This is a genomic window from Microbacterium algihabitans (genome assembly GCF_032464975.1).
GTDB lineage: Bacteria > Actinomycetota > Actinomycetes > Actinomycetales > Microbacteriaceae > Microbacterium > Microbacterium algihabitans.
The window spans coordinates 149252-166374 of record NZ_JAWDIU010000007.1 but is presented as its reverse complement, the minus strand read 5'-3'; the positions used below and the strand labels follow the sequence as shown (position 1 = coordinate 166374).

At 72.0% G+C, this 17123-nt stretch carries 14 protein-coding genes; 4 read left to right on the top strand and 10 right to left on the bottom strand.

All coding sequences use genetic code 11. The features are described 5' to 3' along the window. Positions 1-262 precede the first annotated feature (262 nt). Both RWH43_RS16640 and RWH43_RS16635 read right to left on the bottom strand, forming a co-directional pair. Positions 263-1567, bottom strand: a complete 1305-nt coding sequence (locus RWH43_RS16640) for an ABC transporter permease (protein WP_144828124.1) — start codon at positions 1565-1567, stop codon at positions 263-265. Next, the gene (locus tag RWH43_RS16635) at positions 1564-2271 is read right to left on the bottom strand and encodes an ABC transporter ATP-binding protein (protein WP_154095881.1); all 708 of its coding nucleotides are present in this window, start codon (positions 2269-2271) and stop codon (positions 1564-1566) included. Before RWH43_RS16635 ends, RWH43_RS16640 begins: the two co-directional genes overlap by 4 nt. Before the next feature lie 132 nt (positions 2272-2403). On the opposite strand from RWH43_RS16635, the gene RWH43_RS16630 reads away from it, so the two are divergent. The 3 genes from RWH43_RS16630 to RWH43_RS16620 are packed head-to-tail and all read left to right on the top strand — an operon-like array spanning position 2404 to position 4698. Continuing rightward, a complete protein-coding gene (locus RWH43_RS16630) occupies positions 2404-3597 on the top strand; it encodes an ATP-binding protein (RefSeq protein WP_186325369.1) in 1194 nt (397 codons plus the stop codon). Further along, positions 3594-4265, top strand: coding sequence for a response regulator transcription factor (locus tag RWH43_RS16625; RefSeq protein ID WP_316002001.1), 672 nt, complete (start codon positions 3594-3596; stop codon positions 4263-4265). Before RWH43_RS16630 ends, RWH43_RS16625 begins: the two co-directional genes overlap by 4 nt. A 37-nt stretch (positions 4266-4302) precedes the next feature. Then, entirely contained in the window at positions 4303-4698 is a 396-nt protein-coding gene (locus RWH43_RS16620) for a barstar family protein (RefSeq protein WP_144828110.1), read from the top strand. Positions 4699-4710: 12 nt separating this feature from the next. Here the strand turns inward: RWH43_RS16620 and RWH43_RS16615 are convergent, their stop codons facing one another. The 5 genes from RWH43_RS16615 to RWH43_RS16595 form a co-directional block, all read right to left on the bottom strand. Beyond that, on the bottom strand, positions 4711-5538 hold the full coding sequence (locus RWH43_RS16615) for a siderophore-interacting protein (protein WP_222123884.1): 828 nt from the start codon (positions 5536-5538) through the stop codon (positions 4711-4713). Further along, positions 5531-6562 (bottom strand): FecCD family ABC transporter permease, encoded by a 1032-nt coding sequence (locus tag RWH43_RS16610; RefSeq protein WP_316002000.1) that lies wholly within the window; start codon positions 6560-6562, stop codon positions 5531-5533. The genes RWH43_RS16615 and RWH43_RS16610 overlap by 8 nt, the downstream gene beginning before the upstream one ends. After that, positions 6559-7599, bottom strand: a complete 1041-nt coding sequence (locus tag RWH43_RS16605) for a FecCD family ABC transporter permease (RefSeq protein ID WP_144828106.1) — start codon at positions 7597-7599, stop codon at positions 6559-6561. The genes RWH43_RS16610 and RWH43_RS16605 overlap by 4 nt, the downstream gene beginning before the upstream one ends. Beyond that, positions 7596-8516, bottom strand: coding sequence for an ABC transporter substrate-binding protein (locus tag RWH43_RS16600; protein WP_316001999.1), 921 nt, complete (start codon positions 8514-8516; stop codon positions 7596-7598). Before RWH43_RS16600 ends, RWH43_RS16605 begins: the two co-directional genes overlap by 4 nt. Before the next feature lie 239 nt (positions 8517-8755). Next, complete coding sequence (locus RWH43_RS16595; protein WP_316001998.1) at positions 8756-10531, bottom strand: Na+/H+ antiporter; 1776 nt, start codon at positions 10529-10531, stop codon at positions 8756-8758. A gap of 193 nt (positions 10532-10724) precedes the next feature. On the opposite strand from RWH43_RS16595, the gene RWH43_RS16590 reads away from it, so the two are divergent. Next, a complete protein-coding gene (locus RWH43_RS16590; RefSeq protein WP_316001997.1) occupies positions 10725-11504 on the top strand; it encodes a hypothetical protein in 780 nt (259 codons plus the stop codon). Between the two features lie 93 nt (positions 11505-11597). Here RWH43_RS16590 and RWH43_RS16585 read toward each other — a convergent pair whose 3' ends face one another. From RWH43_RS16585 to RWH43_RS16575, 3 genes are read right to left on the bottom strand one after another with little or no spacing between them, the layout of a single operon-like run. Continuing rightward, positions 11598-14951: an ATP-binding protein gene (locus RWH43_RS16585; protein ID WP_316001996.1), complete on the bottom strand. Its 3354-nt coding sequence runs from the start codon at positions 14949-14951 to the stop codon at positions 11598-11600. Then, a complete protein-coding gene (locus tag RWH43_RS16580) occupies positions 14948-15649 on the bottom strand; it encodes a DUF4194 domain-containing protein (protein ID WP_316001995.1) in 702 nt (233 codons plus the stop codon). The genes RWH43_RS16585 and RWH43_RS16580 overlap by 4 nt, the downstream gene beginning before the upstream one ends. Continuing rightward, positions 15642-17117 carry a DUF3375 domain-containing protein gene (locus RWH43_RS16575; protein ID WP_316001994.1) on the bottom strand — a complete coding sequence of 492 codons (1476 nt, stop codon included), beginning with the start codon at positions 17115-17117 and terminating at the stop codon, positions 15642-15644. Before RWH43_RS16575 ends, RWH43_RS16580 begins: the two co-directional genes overlap by 8 nt. Positions 17118-17123: the final 6 nt, after the last annotated feature.

Sequence of the window (17123 nt, the reverse complement as noted above, 5' to 3'; positions counted from 1 at the left end):
TAGCTAGGCGTACTTTCCCGCTCCTGTCAAGGACCGTTTCCGCTCCAGGCAGGTCAGCCACACTCGATCCATGCAGAACGACAACGCGCCTCACGAGGGCATCGCCGACGACTTCGCCGCCTCCGACACCGCACGTCCCTTCGGGTCGTATCTGTCGGTGATCAACGGCGGCGAGTAGTCGTCCGGAACCTCCGCTAAGGGGTTCGATACGAGAGGGCCGGATGCCATGGCATCCGGCCCTCTTGCGTTCAAGGAACTGCGGTCACTCGTAGCGGAGCGACTCGACCGGATCCGCCCGGGCAGCCCGTGCCGCGGGGAGACTGCCGGCCAGGAACGCGATCGCCATGATCGCCACCGTCGTAACCAGGATCGACGTCGGATCGAACGCGATCAGCTGCAGCCCCGGCAGGTCGCTGAACAGGCTCTGACCGAGCTGTGCGCTCACCGCGGTGCCGACCGCGATCGCCACCGCGGCGCCGATGAAGCTGCCGAGCAATCCCAGGAACACCGCTTCGAGGCTGAAGAGCGAGAACACCCGCCCGCTGCCCATGCCCATCGCCTTCATCAGCCCGATCTCACGGGTGCGCTCCTGCACCGACATCAGCAGGGTGTTGACGATGCCGAAGCTCGCCGCCAGCAACGCGATCACGGCGAACGCGTTCAGCACGAGCACGATGCCGTCGATCACGGCCTTGAAGGTGCCCAGCTGATCCGAAACGGTCTGGCCGGTGTATCCGGCATCCGTGAGCGTCGTCTTGATCTCGTCGATCTGCGCCGCGGTGGCCGTCGGCGACACGAAGGCGCTCGCGCTGGCGTACCGGTCGAGCTGGTCGGAGGGCACGCCGGTGTTCTGCGCGGCGAACAGGGCGTCTTCGAGGGCGGGATTGGTGGTGAGGGAGGTGGCGTTGGCGAAGGCGCCCTCGGTCACGCCGGTGATCGTCGCCTCCACCAGGTGCGGGGTGCGCACCGGATCCGACACGGCGACGGTGAGGGTGGCCCCGACCGCGTCATCGGCGCTCGAGAACCCGAGCGGCGAGACGAGCGACTCGGGGATCGCCGTCTGCAGGGTCGTGCTCGAACCGTCGGGCGCCGTTCCGGCCGCCAGCTGCGGGGTCTGACCGCTGATCAGCGAGCCCGCCGACGCGACGTAGGGCTGCCCTCCGTCGTACTGCACGAAGTCGATCTTCACGGCCTTCGCGGGGACGACCCGCTCGATGCCCGACAGGCCCTCGATGGTCGAGATGTCGGCATCCGTCAGCGCCGAGACGGCCGTGCTCGCGCCCGGTCGACCGGGGTTCGTGGTGCCGCCGGCGACCGAGTCGGGGTCATATTTCTGAGGGGCTCCGGATGCCGCATCGCTCGTGCTCGTCTTCGTCACCGTGAGCACGTCGCCGGCACCGATCGCCGAGACCGTGTCGTCGATGAACCGGTTGATGCCCGTGCCGAGCCCGTTGGTCAGGGTGAGGGTGAACGCGCCGACGAAGATCGCGAGGACGGTCAGGATCGTGCGGGTCTTCGAGCGGAACGTGTTGGCCGCCGCGGTGGCGACGAGGTCGGTGGTCTTCATGCCGCACTCCGTTCTTCGGCGACGATCACGCCGTCGCGGATCTGTACGCGGCGATCGCAGCGCGCGGCGAGGTCTTCGTCGTGCGTGACGACGATGAGGGTGATGCCGTGCTCGCGGTTGAGGCGGAACAAGATGTCTTCGACGACGGCGCCGGTGGCGGTGTCGAGATTGCCCGTGGGCTCGTCGGCGAAGATCACCTGCGGGTCGTTCACGAGGGCGCGGGCGATGACCGCGCGCTGCTTCTGGCCGCCCGAGAGGGCCGTGGCCTTGTTCTTCGCCTTGTCCTGCATGTCGAGCTCGGCCAGGGCCGCCAGTCCCCGACGCTTGCGCTCGGCCCGGCCGACCCCGGCGATCTTCAGCGGCAGCACGACGTTGTCGAGTACCGAGGCGTTCGGGGTGAGGAAGAACTGCTGGAACACGAAGCCGAACGTCTTGTTGCGGGTGCGGTTCAGTCGACGACCGCGGAGGGTCGCCGCATCCGTTCCCTCCAAGACCACCGAGCCGGTGGTGGGGGCGTCCATGAGGGCGAGCAGGTGCATGAGGGTGGATTTGCCCGAGCCGCTCTTGCCGACGATCGCGATGCTCTCGCCGCGTCGGATGTCGAGCGACACTCCGCGCAGCGCGTCGAAGCGCGCCGAGCCGCGGCCGTACGACTTGTGCAGGTCCACGACGGAGAAGAGCGGGGGAGGAGGTTCGGTGGTCATGGCTCCACTGTCGTCGCGCGGGCTCGCCGCCGCGTCGCTCCGCGGGGGTGCGGGCATACCCCGGTGGGGGGAGATCTCGTCTGCCCCGAGCGGGCGATGGTCAGACGCTCGCGTGCGCGTCAGACTGGGACGATGCGACCCGACCCGACGACGGACTCCGCGCCGCGTCTGATCCCGGCCGGTCGCGCGTGGCTGCTCGACGTCGTCGCCGCGATCCTCGTGATCGCGCCGGTCTTCGCCCCCGTGCCGTTCCCCGAGCTGCGCCCGTCGAGCCCGCTCGTCTACGCGATCGCGATCGTGCCCGCGCTGCTGCTGCCGTTGCGGCGGCGCTGGCCGCGCACGGTGCTGCTGGCGTGCATCGCGCTGTACGTCACCGCGCTCGTGCTCGGCACGCTGCTGCCCGGGGTCGCGCTGTCGATGGTGATCGCCTCCTACGGCATGGCCGACCGGCTCACACGGCGCGAGGCCGCCCCGGTGGCGATCCCGGCGGTGGTGGGCCTGGTCGGGGTGAGCATCGTGATCGAGCTCACGACGGGGCTCGACACCCGCTTTCTCCAGGTCGGGCTCATGGTGACGCTCGCGGGCGCGCTGGGCGACGCCGCCCGCTCCCGCCGCGCTTACGTCGAGGCCGTGATCGAACGCGCCCGCCGCGCCGAGCAGACGCGCGAGGCCGAGGCCCGGCGCCGGGTCACCGAGGAACGTCTGCGCATCGCCCGCGACCTGCACGACGCCGTCGCGCACCGCATCTCAGTCATCAGCCTGAACGCGGGAGTGGCGTCGTCGACGCTCGAGACGCGGCCCGAGCGCGCCCGCGAGGCGCTGGCGACCATCCGCACCGCCTCGCGCGACGTGCTCAGCGAGATCGGATCCCTGCTCACCGTGCTGCGCGCGCCCGACGAATCCGCTCCGCGCGAGCAGCCCGGCCTCGCGCGCCTCGCAGACGTCGTGGAGTCGGTGCGTGTCGCGGGGTGGGACGTCGTCGTCCGCGATGAGCTCGACCGCGACGACCCGGCCGACGCGCTGCCCCTCTCGGTCGACATCGTCGCCTACCGCGTCGTGCAAGAGGGACTGACCAACGCCCTCAAGCACGGCACCGCGCGTCGCGCGCACGTGCTGCTGCGCCGCGACGGCGACGAGATCGAGATCGTGGTCACCAACCCCCTCGACCGCACGCCCGAGACCGCGTCTCCCTCCGGCTTCGGCCTCGTCGGTCTGCGCGAACGCGTCGAGTCGGTGGGCGGTCACCTCGATGCCGGGCTCGCCCCCGGCGGCTACCGTCTCGCCGCGCGTCTTCCCCTCGCCGTCACCCCCGGAGGTGTCCGATGACCCGCGTGCTCGTGGTCGACGACCAAGCCCTCATCCGCACCGCCGTGCGCGACCTTCTCGATGCCGCGCCCGGCATCGAAGTGGTGGGCGAAGCCGTCGACGGAGAAGAAGCGGTCGCGCTCGCGGCATCGCTGCGGCCCGACGTGGTGGTGTGCGACATCCGCATGCCGCGCCTGGACGGCATCGAGGCCACTCGTCTCATCTGCGCCGACCCCGCCCTCGCCGAGACGCGCGTGCTCATCCTCACCACGTTCGAGGAAGACGACTACGTCGTCGCGGCCCTGCGGGCGGGGGCCAGCGGCTTCATCGGCAAGGGAGCCGAGCCCGACGAGATCGTGCACGCGGTGCTCGCCGTCGACGACGGCGGCGCCCTGCTGTCGCCGGTGGCGACCCGGGCGATGATTGAGAGGTACGTGCGCCGCGTCGAGCCGGCGGCCCCGCGGGACGCCCCGTCACTGGCGATGCTGACCGAGCGCGAGCGCGAGGTGCTGCTGCACGTCGCGCGCGGCCGGTCGAACGACGAGGTCGCGGCCGCGCTGTTCATCTCGCCGCACACCGCGAAGACCCACGTGAAGAACACGATGCTCAAGCTCGGCGCCCACGACCGCGCGCAGCTGGTGATCGCGGCCTACGAGAGCGGGCTGCTCGTTCCGGGGGAGGGCGCGTGACGCCCTCGGCCCGCGCCGGATCGAGAGAGCGGATGCCATGACCCGGCCGACCTTCGAGATCGACGGAGCGGCGGTGCACGGCATCGCGTCGCTCTACGTTGAACTGAACCGCGTCTTCATGCCCGACGAGGACTGGACCCTCGGCGAGAGCCTCGATGCGCTCGACGACCTGCTGTACGGCGGCTTCGGCGATCTGCGCGGGGCCGAGCCGGTGCGGGTGGTGTGGCGCGACGCCGAGGTCGCGCGCGGGGCGCTCGGCGTCGAGACCACGCGGGAGTACTACCGCGCGAAGCTGGAACGCCCCGAGGTGTACGCCGCACCTCCCGCGCAGCGTGCGCTCGACGCGCTCGACGCCGGTCGCGGCGAGACGTACTTCGAGCTGGTGCTGCGGGTGTTCCGCGATCATCGCAACATCGAGCTCGTGCTCGCTTGAGCGCGACGGGCCTCAGTCGACGAGCGCTCCGCCCTCGCGCCAGTACCCGAGGAACGACACCCGTTCGCGCGCGACGCCGAGCTCGCGGACCAGCACGCGACGCGCCGCGGTCACCACACCCGACTCCCCGGCCAACCAGGCGTAATCGACCTCCGTCGAGCCCCACGCGCGGACGGCCGCCTCTGTCTCGCCGCGGCCGACGACGCGCACGTCGACCTGGTCGCCCAGCGCCGACACGGTGACGTCGTCGGCGGCATCGCCGATCTCGACGATCGCGACCCCCTGCGCCTGCGCCGGGAGGGCGGCGGCGATGTTGCGGACCGCGGGGATCGCCGTCTCGTCGGCGACGAGCAGAAAGGTGCCGAGTGCGGGCGGCTGCCAGTGGATGCCGTACCCCGTCCACCCGTTGCGCGCATCGGGGCCCGTGATGACGAGCGTCTCGCCGATCTCCGCGGTGCGCGCCCAGCGCGAGGCGGGGCCCTCGGGGGAGTGCAGGTAGAAGTCGACGTCGATCTCGCCGGCCTCGGGCCGGATCGCGGCGGGGGTGTACGTGCGCAGGACGTTGCGCTCGTCGACCGGCAGGGCCTTCCAGCGGGCGTACCAGTCGGAGGGGTGGGGCGTCGGCTCGGCGAGCAGACCGAAGTCGGCGAGGCCGCCGCCGGGCAGCGGGAGCACGAGTTTGATGCGCTGGTCCGCACCCCACGGGGCGAAGTGCCGCAACGTCTCGCCGCCGAAGGTGAGGCGCAGGAAGTGCGGCGAGAGCGCTCGGCGGGCACGAACGGCCACGGGGAACGCGCTGTAGGCCCAGGGGCGCGCGAGCAGGTGGGGGGTGTCAGGCACGGCGGCGGATCTCCGAGACGATCATGACGATGAGGTACGCGCCGCCGACCGAGACGGTGACGACGCCGACGGGAAGGGTGACCGGCAGCAGATGCTGCGCGACGGCGTCGGAGGCCAGGAGCAGCAGCGCCCCGACGAGTCCCGAGAGCGTGAGCGACAGTGAGGGCGAGCGCGCGAGGCGCCGGGCGATCTGCGGGGTAGCGAGCGCCACGAACGCGATCGGGCCGGCGATCGCGGTGGCGCCCGCGACCAGCACCACACCTATCAACAGGGCGAGGCTGCGCACGAGGTGCGGGCGCACGCCCGTAGCGGTGGCGAGGTCGTCGCCGAGCTCGAGCTGGCGCAGGGCGGGCACGAGCGCGAAGGCGGCGAGGGCGACGGGCGCGGCGATCAGCAGCACACCGCCGAGAGCGTCGCCGGTGACGCCGTTGAGCGAGCCGTGTCCCCAGGCCGAGGCGAACATCGCGGTCTCGAGCTCGACGTGCAGCAGCATCCACGTGTTCAGCGAGGCCAGCATCGCCGAGACGCCGATGCCGACGACGATGAGACGGAACCCCTGGATCCCTCCGCGATACGACAGCAGCCAGATGACGACGGATGCCGCGAGGCAGCCGACCAGCGAACCCGCGGCCCGCGCGGGCCACGACGGCGACACGAGCACCAGGGCGATCAGCATGCCGGTGAACGCGCCGTTCGACAGGCCCAGGATGTCGGGGCTCGCGAGGGGATTGCGCGTCACCGTCTGAAACAGCGCCCCCGCGATCGCCAGCAGCGCGCCGAGGGCGACCGCCGCGAGCACGCGGGGCAGTCGCCACCCGACGACGACGGTGGTGTCGAGGGGCGTCCCGCCTCCGAGGAGCGCGCGGACCACGGCATCCGGAGCCACGGGGTAGGTGCCCCACCCCAGCGACAGCACCGCGAGGGTCAGGATCGCGGCGAGGGTGGCGGCTCCGACCACGACGCTGCGCGGGCGCAGGCGGACACCGCCCCGCGCGAGACGCGGGGAAAGAGCGACGATGGTCACAGCGCCGCCGCCCTGCGTCGACGCGCGAGGGCGATGAGCACGGGGGCGCCGACGAACGCGGTGACGATCCCGGCGGGAACCTCGGCGGGCGCGATGATCACGCGGCCGAGGACGTCGGCCAGCAACACGACGATCGGGGCGGCGAGGGCGCTCAGCGGCAGGATGAGGCGCTGATCGGGGCCGGCGATCCAGCGGGCGACGTGCGGCACCATCAGTCCCACGAACGACAGGGGTCCGACCAGGGCGGTCGCGGCCCCCGCGAGAACGGTGACGGCGGCGATGGATGCCACGCGCACTCGGCCGACACGCACGCCCTGCGCCTGCGCGAGATCGTCGCCCAGGGCGATCGCGTTGAGCCCGCGCCCGAGGCCGAACGCCACGAGCAGACCGAGCGCGACGAACGGAGCGACCGGCAGGATGACCTCGAGCCCGCGGCCGAGGAGCGATCCGGCGTTCCAGCCGCGCATCGTGTCGAAGGCGTCGGGGTCGCTCAGCATGAGCCCCGAGGTGATGCCCGAGAGCACGGCACCCACGGCGACTCCCGCGAGCACGAGGCGGATCGGGTCGGCCCGACCGCGCCCGGCCGATCCGACGAGCGCGACCGCGACGGTCACGACCAGCGCCCCGAGGAACGCCGGCCACACCAGCAGGAGCGAGTTCTGGATGCCGAAGACCGCGACGGTGAGGGCGACGGCGAACGCCGCCCCCGCGTTGACGCCCAGCACGCCCGGGTCGGCGAGCGGATTGCGCGAGAACGACTGCATGAGCGCTCCCGCCACGCCCAGGGCCGCTCCCGCGACGACCCCCGCGATCGTCCGCGGGACCCGGAGCCCTTGCACCACGAAGTCGGTGTCGGGGGTGCCGGCGCCCGTGAGCGAGGCCCAGACCGCCGACAGGGGGAGCGGGTTGGCGCCCATCATGAGCGACAGGGCGACGGCGACGGCGAAGACCGCTGCCAGCACGAGGGTGCCGGCGGCGGTCCTGCCGAGGCGCGCGGGGCGGGCGGGGGCCGCCGCCTGCACGGGCGCAGACGTCATTTCGCCGAGGCGAGGAAGGTCTCGATGTCGTCGAGCACCGACTGTGCGCCCTTGGGCCCGACGCCCGCGACCCAGGTGCTGTTGTCGACCAGCGTCACGACGGGGAAGGCCGCTGCGTTCTGGACGATGGCCGCCGGGATCGTCGAGCGGTCGGTCACGTCGGTGGTGGTGACGAAGACGGCGTCGGCGGTGGCGCTCGCGATGTTCTCGGGCGAGATGTCGGCCTGCAGTCCGTCCTTCCACTCGTGGTCGGGGATCGTGTAGCCGACGCACTCCAGCAGGCTGCCGGCGAACGAGACCCGACCGTACAGGCTCAGGGTCGTCTCATCGCGCGGGCGGATCATCTCGGCGGTCTTCCCCGCGAGCTGGTGCGCCGCCTCGATCTCGTCGCAGCGGGTGTCCACGGCATCCACCGCCTTCTTCACCTCGTCTTCGCGGCCGAGGGCCTCGCCGATGAGTGCCGCGTTGTCGCGCCAGGGGTCCGCCTGCGTGGCGATGAAAACCGTCGGGGCGATCGCACTGAGCTGGTCGTAGAGGGCGGAGTGGCGGGACTCGGTGCCGAGGATCAGGTCGGGCTGCAGCGCCGCGATCGCTTCGAGGTCGGGCTCGCTGACGGTGCCGACGGGAGCGACCCCCTCGACGCCGAGGTAGCTGGGCACCCCGCTGACCATGTTCGCCACGGCCGTGCCGACCGGGGTGATGCCGACCGCGACCGCGGTGTCGAGCTCGAGAGGCTCGAGCGTGACGACGCGCTGGGGAGCATCGGTCACCGTGGTGGTGCCGCGGGCGTGCGCGACGTCGTGCGTGGCGGCGGTGGCATCGGGGGCGGATGCCGCACCACCGGCGCACCCGGAGAGCACGAGGGCGAGCCCGGTGACGGTGGCGAGGGCGAGGCGGGAGGAGGCGCGCGAGGGCATGGCGAGATGTCCTTTCGGGAGGGAATGCCGTGGCTTCGAGTTAGGCAAGGGTTACCTTACTAGACTCGAAGAACGGCGCACATCGCCCGCTCATCGCCACGCGTGCGCTTCGGCATTCGCGCCCGGCCCGTCGGGGCCTCGCGAAGGCGGCGAGGGCTTCGCCGCGGTGGCGCCTCGGCCAACCGCTGCAGCCCGTGCGCTGCCAGGGAGCGGTGGCCGCCCGCGCGTGCCCGCCGCGGCTACTCGCTCGCCTTTTCGAGCCCCCGCGTGCGGATCTCCTCCAGGTCGAGACCGGCGAGGATCTTGCGCGCGACGAGGTCGTCGATCGTGCCTTCGCGGCGCAGGCGCAACAGCACCTCGCGCTTGCGGTCGAGGATCGCGAGCCGCAGCCGCTGCGCCTCTTTGTGCCGCAGCAGAGGCGAGCGCTGCGTCACGTCGATGTCGTCGCTCACGGCGATCATCTGCAGCGGCCCGGTGAAGGCCGTGCCCTCGTCGTCGGTGCCCGACGAGGCGCGGTCGGCGTTGCGCTTGTCGGACTCGGGCGCCTCGGGCGGGAGCGGCCCCGTCGCCGAGCTGTCGTCGTCGAACGAGGCGTCGAGCTCGGCGAGGTCACGCTCCTCGATCGCCCGCTGGCGGGCGACGGCGCGCGCGTTGGCGAGCTCCAAACGTTCGTACCCTTCGCGCCGCGCACGGTCACGGACCCGGTCGCTGATGCCGTGCTCGACCGCGAGGTCGTCGAGGGCCGAGAGAGCAGCCCCCGAGATCGCGCGTTCGGCGAGTTCGTACTCCTCGATCGCGGCGTCGTCGTTGGGGAGCTTCGCCCACTTGATGACCGCCGGCAGCAGCGGCCCCTGCACGAGCAGGGTGAGCACGATGACACCCGCCGTGACGAACACGATCGCGTCACGACCGGCCACCGGGTCGCCCGCGGCCGTGGTGACCGGCACCGACAGGGCGATGGCGAGCGACACGGCTCCGCGGAACCCGGCCACGGTGCTCACGATGCGCGATCGATGCCGCAGCGACCGCGACGATCCGGCGGCGGGACGCGAGAACGGCGAGAACAGCCACTGGAACAGGTAGCGCACGACGAACAGGGCGATCCAGGCGGCCACGGTCACCAGGAGCAGGATGCCGATCTCCGACCCTGAGATCTCGTGCAGCACGAGCTGCACCTCGAGCCCGATGAGCACGAAGAGGGCGCCGTTGAGGAGGTAGACGCCGAAGGGCCAGGTGGCATCCGCCGCCCTTCTCGACATGGCCGTGGTGATGCGCGGCGACACCCACGCCATGATGAGGCCCGCGAACACGACGGCGAGCACGCCCGAGGCGTCGATGATTTCGGCGATGAGGAACGACACGAACGGAACCAGCACCATCGTGAGGTTGATCGTCAGGGTCGACTGCATGCGCCGCAGGGCGAAGAACGCCGCGGCGGCCACGGCGATGCCCGCGGCGGCTCCGCCGAGGTACGACAGCAGCACCATGCCGGTGATCTGCAGAGGGGTGATCTGGTCGCCGAGCAGCAGCGCGACGGCGATCGCGTAGAGCACGAGGGCGGTGCCGTCGTTCGTCAGGCTCTCGGCCTTGAGCTTCATGAAGGTCTTGGCGGGCAGCAGTCGGCCGAGGGCGGCGACGGCCGTGGCGTCGGGCGGGGCGACCGCGGCGCCCAGCACGAGAGCGGCCTCCCACGGCACACCCATCCAGGTCGCGACCCCGGCGACGGCGAACGCGGATGCCACCACGAGCAACGTGCTCATCGGGATGATGTAGCGCAGCGAACGGCGCACCGACCGCAAGGAGGTCGTCCACGCCTCGCGGAACAGCAAGACGGGCAGGAACAGCAACAGCACCGTCTCGGGCGGAAGCTCGATCTGGCGCAGCTCGGGGATGAAGCCGAGCGCGAGGCCGATGACGAGCAGCACGAGCGGTGTCGCGACGCGCAATCGGGGAGCCAGGACGGTGCCCACGAGCATCGCCAATCCCAGCAGAACCGTGATCTCGAGTCCTTGCATGCCTGCCGCCTTCCGCCGTGCCCCTGAGCACAGCGTAGAGAGGGTCGCGGACATTCCCGAGGGGCGGAATCCCGTCGGCGGCCCGCGCTGCGCCTGCGAGCGGACGATCCCGGCCGATCGGTAGTCTGTCCGGACGCTGCGCAAAGGGGGAATCCGCAATGTCTCAGGTCACTCCCGCCGACGAGGGGTGATCGTGGGGATCGTCACCGCCTCGCCCCGACTCCCGTCCACCGAGCCGCGCATCCCGGTCTTCCCGAACGGTCGGCGGCCCACCTGGCTCGTCGCCGTCGTGGTCCTGTTCGCCGTCCTGCCCGTGCTCATGGCGGTCGCCGACGACCGGGTCGGGCTGCGCCTGGTGATGGGAGCGTTGGCTCTCACCATCCTCGGGGCCGCGGCCTGCCTGCACGTGCTGTTCGGCACGATTCAGGAACGCCTCGTGCGCGTCGACCCGTCGGCATCCGGGATCTGGTTCCGTCCGGCGCCGGCCGCGACCGCGGTGCCGTTCGTGTTCGGCGGCCTGCTGCTGCTTCCCGCGGTCGCGCAGATCGTGGTCGACCTCGGGGACTTGGCGACGATGCCGTCGTTTCTGCTCACACGCGCGCCGTACGCTCTCGCACTGCTCGGCGTCGGCGTGATCGTCATGAACGCGGTGCGTCTGCGCGAGCCGGCGGGCCTGCACGTGACGGCCGAGGGGCTCGAGGGCATCCGCGGTCGCGGCCGGGTGGATTGGACCTGGGACGAACTCGCCGAGGTGGGGGTGGGCATCGGCCCGGTCGCGAAACTGAACCTCGTCGTCGACGGTGCCGGTCCGCGCGTCGAAGCGCCGATGCTCGCCCTCGGGTCGGACCCCAACCAGGTCGCCACCGTGGTGCGCTACTTCCTCGACGTGCCCTCGGCGCGGGCAGAGCTGAACGGCCCCGGTCCGGTCGCCCTGCGCAGCGTCGACGAGGCGCTCCGCGCCCGCGAGGGCTGAGCTCGCCTCACAATCTCCGCGATCCGCGCACCCTCAGCCGCGTGACCCCCATCCCGACGGAGGTTGTCCGATCCGCTGAGGTTGCGCGACGGCTCACGCCGGCAGCGCCACCTTCGCCTTCGCCCAGGAGCGCCCGCGGGTGTCCTTGAGGATGTCGTACTCGACGTCGACGTGCGGCTCGATCGCGCTGTACTTGTCGTTCGGCGCACCGATGACGAGCTGGAATCCGAGGCCGCGCCAGGCTCCGATCGCGCGCTTGGTGAAGTGCGCGTCGGCCTTGATGAGTGCTTCGTCGAGGAAGACGGGGGCGTAGCGCGGGCGCTCCGACCCGGCGTCACCGAGCTGGTAGCGCAGGGCGGCACCGACGATGAAGGCGATGAGCTCCTGCGATTCGCCGCCCGACTTCTCGCCGATATGGTCGTACAGCGCCACGTGCTCGCCGGTGTCGGCGCGGAAGCGCTCGGCGCTGACGCGCACGTGGTTGCGCACGTCGACGAGGTCGGCGAAGTCGGGGGCGGTGGGGCGGATGCGGTTGATCAACCGCGCCATGCGCCCGTACACGGCCTCGCGCTCCTCGTCGGAGGAGGCCGCGTCGATCGCCGCGCGCACGTCGCGCAACTCGCGGCGGAACCGCTTGCGCACCTCCGACTGGCTCTCGCGCGGCACGATCTGCAGGCGGTGCTCGTCGTCGTAGAACGGGAGGTCCTGCATGATGTCGTTGATCGGGGCGATGCGCTCGCGGATCTCGCGCAGCGCGCGCGTGAGCGCGGAGTCGAGGCTCGTGAGGTCGTTGCCCGAGAGGCGCAGCAAGGAGTCGCGCCACTCGGCCTCGAGCTCGTGCAGGCCGCTAGCCTCGAGCTCGCTGAGGATCCGCTCGAAGTCGCCGAGCGCCTCGTCGGGGTCCGCGAGCAGGTTGGGGCTGGGCCACCGGTCGGTGAACGCGGTCATCGTGCGGCGCAGGCTCTCCCGCTGGTCGCTCCACGTCTCCTGCGCCGCGCGCTGCTCCTCGAGCAGACGCTTCGACGCCGACTCGAGGGCCGCGTCGAACCGCGCGAGCCGCTGCGAGGGCGAGACGTCCTCGCCGGAGGGCGCCACGAACAACCCGTCGAGGTACGCGACCTCGTCGTCGGTGAGCGTCATCTCGCGGTCTTCGGCCCGTTCGAGCAAAATCTGCGCGGCATCCACGTCGTCGGTGATCTCGGCCCAGCGTGCGGCGAGGGCCTGCTGCTCGGTCTTGGCCCCGCCGATCTCTTCGCGCAGGCGCGCGACGCGGGCCTTCGCGCCCGAGATCTGCTCCTGCAGCTCGGCGATGCGGGGGTTTCCCGCGGTGACCTCGACGACCGTTTCGTTCCAGCGGTCGAGATCGCGTTCGACGGATGCCACGTCGACCTGGTCCCACGACAGATCCGCGATCTTCTCGAGGGCGCCGCGCCGGTCGTCGAAGGCGTCGAGGGCGGCGGCGGCCTCGTCGACCGCGGCCTTGGCCGAGGTCAGGTCGCGTCGCACGGTGACGATCTGCTCGCCGAGCTCGGTCAGGCGCACGCGCGACGAGAAGCCGAGGATGCTCTGTCGCGCCGACCCGCCGTGGGCGCCGCGGGCGCCCTGGCTCGTCTGGCCCGAGATCGTGAGCGCCATGCGGTGCTGCGAGAGCTCCGACGCGGCATCCACGCACACGAAGGAGAACTGCTGCTCAAGGCGGTCCTGCAGCCAGCCGGTGAAGGGGGAGGAACGGAACTCCAGGCGTCCGGGCAGGGTCGCCGGGTCCAGTGCGCCGCGCTCAGGGAGGTCGGTCGGCACGCCCTCGAAGCGCAGACGCTCGCCGAGGCGCACGCCGTCGATCGCGGAGCGGAACGAGGCCAGGTGAGCGGCGTCGACGAGCAGCGTCGTCGCGAAACCGCCCAGGGCGAGGGTGAACGCCCCGCGCCACGGCTCGAACTCGGTGCGCACGTCGACGAGCTCGGCCACGAAGGGCAGCTCGGCGGCGGTGAGTCCCGCGGCCGCGGCCAGCGCCTCGCGCGCCTCGTGCAGGCGCGGGGGGATGTTGTCGTCGCGGGTCTGCGTGCGCCGGTGCTCGGCCTCGAGAGCCGCGAGCTGCTGGCGCAGGTCGGTGTGCCGGCTGCTGGCGGCGACGAAGGCGTCGCGCACGGCGCTCTTGGCATCCGTGTCGGCGAGCGTGCGACGCGCCTCGGCGACGAGCGCGGCGAACTGCTTCTCGGTGGTGGCCTCGACCGAGAGCACGGCGAGGGCCGCCTCGAACCGCTCGCGGTCGCGCTGCATGCCGGCCAGGCGCCGCTCGAGGGTCCGCAGCTCGCGCTGCGCCGCGTCGAGGCGGTCGCCGCCGGCCGCGCGCAGCACGTCGCCGAGGCCTTCGCGTTCGGCCTCGGCCTCGGCCGCGTCGGCGAGGGCCTGGCGTTCGCGCACGAGCGCGTCGGTGGCGTGCGTGCGGTCGCGCAGCTCGGCCTCGACCGCTTCGAGCAGGTCGACCCGGCGCTGCGCGCGCCAGAGCGAGGCGCGCGACTCGGGGTCGCCGAAGCGTCCGAGCGCGTCGATCAGGCGCAGGCGCTCGGCGGCGTCGTCGATGCGCGTCTTCATGCCGCGGATCGGCTGCAGGGCCCGCACTTGCTGGCGGGCCTCGAGCATGCGCGTGCGCGTCGACTCGAGCCCGTCGAAGTGCGTGACGACCGCGTCGGCGACGGAGAGCGTCTCGGGCTCTTCGAGCACCATGCGCTTGTACAGGTCGTCGACGGTGGTGATCTGCTGCCCGGCCTGGATGCGCGCGAGCAGGCTCATCGCCTTCGCGCCCGCTCCCGCCGCTCCGATGCCGAGCACCGTGTGCAGTCGCGCCGAGAACTCGCGGTCGGTCGCGAGGGTGTCGAGGCCGGTGGCCCGCACCGCGGAGTCGGAGAGGTGGCTCTGCGCCGCGCGCTCGAGCTGGCGCAGGTCGAACGCCCCGTGCACGGTTGCGCGCACCTTGACGGCGTCGTCGAGGGTGCGGGCGGCGGCGGGGAAGTACCAGGCCCGCACCGCCGTGAAGCGCGCGCCGTCGTGGTCGGCCCAGGTCATGCCGATCGCGGTCCACGTGTCGACCCCGTCACCGCGCAGCACCCGCACCTTCGTGCCCTCGTCGGTGCGCGACTCGTCGAGCTTGCCGCGGCCGTACGAGAGGATGTTGCGCTGCTCCTGCCCGCGCGGGCGCCCGACGACCGCGCCGTTCGAGGCGCCGTTGAAGGGGGTCGTGTGCGGCATCATCAGCGCGACGTACGCGTCCATGAGCGTGGACTTGCCCGAGCCCGATCCGCCGCACAGCAGCGTCGCGGTCGGCGCGAAGCGCACGCGGTGCGTGCCGTCGTACCCGCCCCAGTTGATCAGCTGCAGGTCTTCGGCGACCCACTGCTGCCCGCGCGAGGCGGCGGGGATCAGCCCGAACAGCGTCTCGAGCATGGTCATACGAGTTCCTCCTCGAGGGCGTCGGCGGGGGCGGATGCCGCGGCATCCGTCACCTGCTCCTCCAACCACCGCTGCACGTCGCGCAGCACCTCGGCGCTGAGCACGATCTCGATGAGCGGCCCGATGCGGTAACGCCCCTCGGACTCCTCCTCGATGATGCCCTCGCGGTCGAGGCGCGCGATCGCGGTGCGCACCGCGCGCTGCTGGCTCGCGCGGGTGCCGTCGGTCTCGCTGAAGTAGGTGAGCACCGTCTGCTCGACCTCTTCGACGTCGACGCGGGCGGATGCCGTGCCGGCGGTCGTCTCGCGCTGGAACACCGTGCGCAGGTAGACGAGCACCAGCGTCTCGGCGCGCGAATACGCCTCGTCCTTCAGCAGGATCGGCACGTCGAGCTCGTCGCTGCGCACCTGCTCCTTGTAGGCGACGCCGCGGGCGTGGTCGACGACGAGCCGCACGAACAGGTCGTTCAGGCGCGACTCGATCATCTGCTGGTGCTCCAGAAGCAGCTTCCACTCGGCAGGGGAGTTCTCGGCGACGAGGAAGCGCCGCTGCAGAATGCGCACGAGCACGCGCCGCACGTCGGCGTCGAGCGTGCCGCGGTCGCCCGCGAACAGCGCGTCGGGGTCGTTCTCCATCGCGACCGGGGCGATGAACGCGGGGCTGTCGTCCCCGCCGGAGGGAGCGTCGACGTCAGTCATCGGCATCCGTTTCTGTGTGGAGCTGGGCGGAGACCGCCCCGAAGGCGAAGCGTCGGGTCGTGCCGTCGGGGCGCACGGCCTCGACGATCGAGACGTCGTCATGCTCGACGAGGCCGGCGCGGTGCACGATCTCGAGCAGTCCCACGAGGTCGACGGGGCGTCGCGTCTCGGCATCCGCTCCCGCGAAGGCGGTCGCGAGGTCGAAGCCGTCGCCGAGCGATGCGACGTACTGCTCGAGCTCGGCGTAGTGCGGGCCGCCCCACGCGCGCGTGTCGGCGTCGACGAACTCGACGTCGGAGTCGCCGGATGCCAAGGGCTCCGGCGCCCCGGGAGGACGCACGTCGCTGAGGGATCGACGCAGGTGCCCGATGTCGGCGAGGGGGAGCGTCCGCACGGGCTCGACGCGGCCGGGAGAGCGGGTCTGGCTCCAGCGGTGAAGGCCCGCCATGACGCCGCGCAGCAGGTCGTCGACCTGTCGGTCGCGGATCGGGTCGTGCGTGCGCACCTGCGCGGTGATGACGTGCGAGGCGCGTCGCTGGGCGGTGAGCACCTCCTGCACGCCGGCCTCGACGCGCCGCGCGATCGCGTCGAGCTCGCCGCGCTGCTCGGGCGTCATCAGGCGCGAGAACGGCTGGGTGAGTACGGCGTGCAGCTGGTCGGTGAGGTCGTCGATGTTCTCGGGGTCGCCGATCAGGCGCAGTGCGCCCTGGAACGCGCGCCCCTCGGGGGTCGCCTGCATCACCTGTCGGCCGCGCTCGAGGTATTCGCGCAGCACTTCGCCGGTGGGGCGCACGTCGCGTCGCAGCTCGGCGACCACGTCGCGCTGCATCGCGGCGATCGACTCGGCGACGCGCGAGAAGTCGGCGGGCAGCTCGCGTGCGAGGTGGATGACGTTCTCGGCCTCTTCGAGCAGGTGGTCGTCGTCGAGAGGCTCGACCACGCCCTCGTCGAGAGCCGCGATCTCGGCGTCCAGGGCGGCCCGCTCCTCGAGCAGGGCCTCTCGGCGGCGGGCGGGATCGCTCTCGGCGTCGCGCGCGAGCCGATCGACGGCGTCGAGCAGCGTCCGCACGCGCGAGCGCGAGACACGGGCACGGCCGCCGCCGGCACGCCCGGCGATCTCGAGGGCGCCCACGGCGTGGGCGGAGAGGCGGTAGACCTCGACGTCGTCTTCGATCTGCAGGCCGAGCCAGCCCACGCGCACCCATCCGCGGCAGATCTCGCGCGCGGTACCGGCGGGGATACGTCGATCGTCGTCGGTGTCGATGCCGGCGGCCCGCAGCTCGTCGATCGCCTCGGCGACCTCGACGTGCGCGTCGGCGACCGCGACGGCGGGGCGGTCGGGGGAGAAGACGACCGACAGGACGGCGACGACGAAGGGGGCGAAGCGCCCGTGCAGCAGGTCGAGCGTGGGGTTCTTGAACGCGGTCGCCGAGCGCAGGTACGCGGCTTCGGCTCGGGTTCTGCTCACTGGCTG

Excerpts from the sequence above, each read along its gene's own strand:
- RWH43_RS16630 (WP_186325369.1), top strand. The coding sequence starts at position 2,404 with ATGCGACCCGACCCGACGACGGACTCCGCGCCGCGTCTGATCCCGGCC.
- RWH43_RS16620 (WP_144828110.1), top strand. The coding sequence starts at position 4,303 with ATGACCCGGCCGACCTTCGAGATCGACGGAGCGGCGGTGCACGGCATC.
- RWH43_RS16635 (WP_154095881.1), bottom strand. The coding sequence starts at position 2,271 with ATGACCACCGAACCTCCTCCCCCGCTCTTCTCCGTCGTGGACCTGCAC.
- RWH43_RS16595 (WP_316001998.1), bottom strand. The coding sequence starts at position 10,531 with ATGCAAGGACTCGAGATCACGGTTCTGCTGGGATTGGCGATGCTCGTG.
- RWH43_RS16640 (WP_144828124.1), bottom strand. The coding sequence starts at position 1,567 with ATGAAGACCACCGACCTCGTCGCCACCGCGGCGGCCAACACGTTCCGC.
- RWH43_RS16625 (WP_316002001.1), top strand. The coding sequence starts at position 3,594 with ATGACCCGCGTGCTCGTGGTCGACGACCAAGCCCTCATCCGCACCGCC.
- RWH43_RS16600 (WP_316001999.1), bottom strand. The coding sequence starts at position 8,516 with ATGCCCTCGCGCGCCTCCTCCCGCCTCGCCCTCGCCACCGTCACCGGG.
- RWH43_RS16580 (WP_316001995.1), bottom strand. The coding sequence starts at position 15,649 with ATGACTGACGTCGACGCTCCCTCCGGCGGGGACGACAGCCCCGCGTTC.
- RWH43_RS16585 (WP_316001996.1), bottom strand. The coding sequence starts at position 14,951 with ATGACCATGCTCGAGACGCTGTTCGGGCTGATCCCCGCCGCCTCGCGC.
- RWH43_RS16605 (WP_144828106.1), bottom strand. The coding sequence starts at position 7,599 with ATGACGTCTGCGCCCGTGCAGGCGGCGGCCCCCGCCCGCCCCGCGCGC.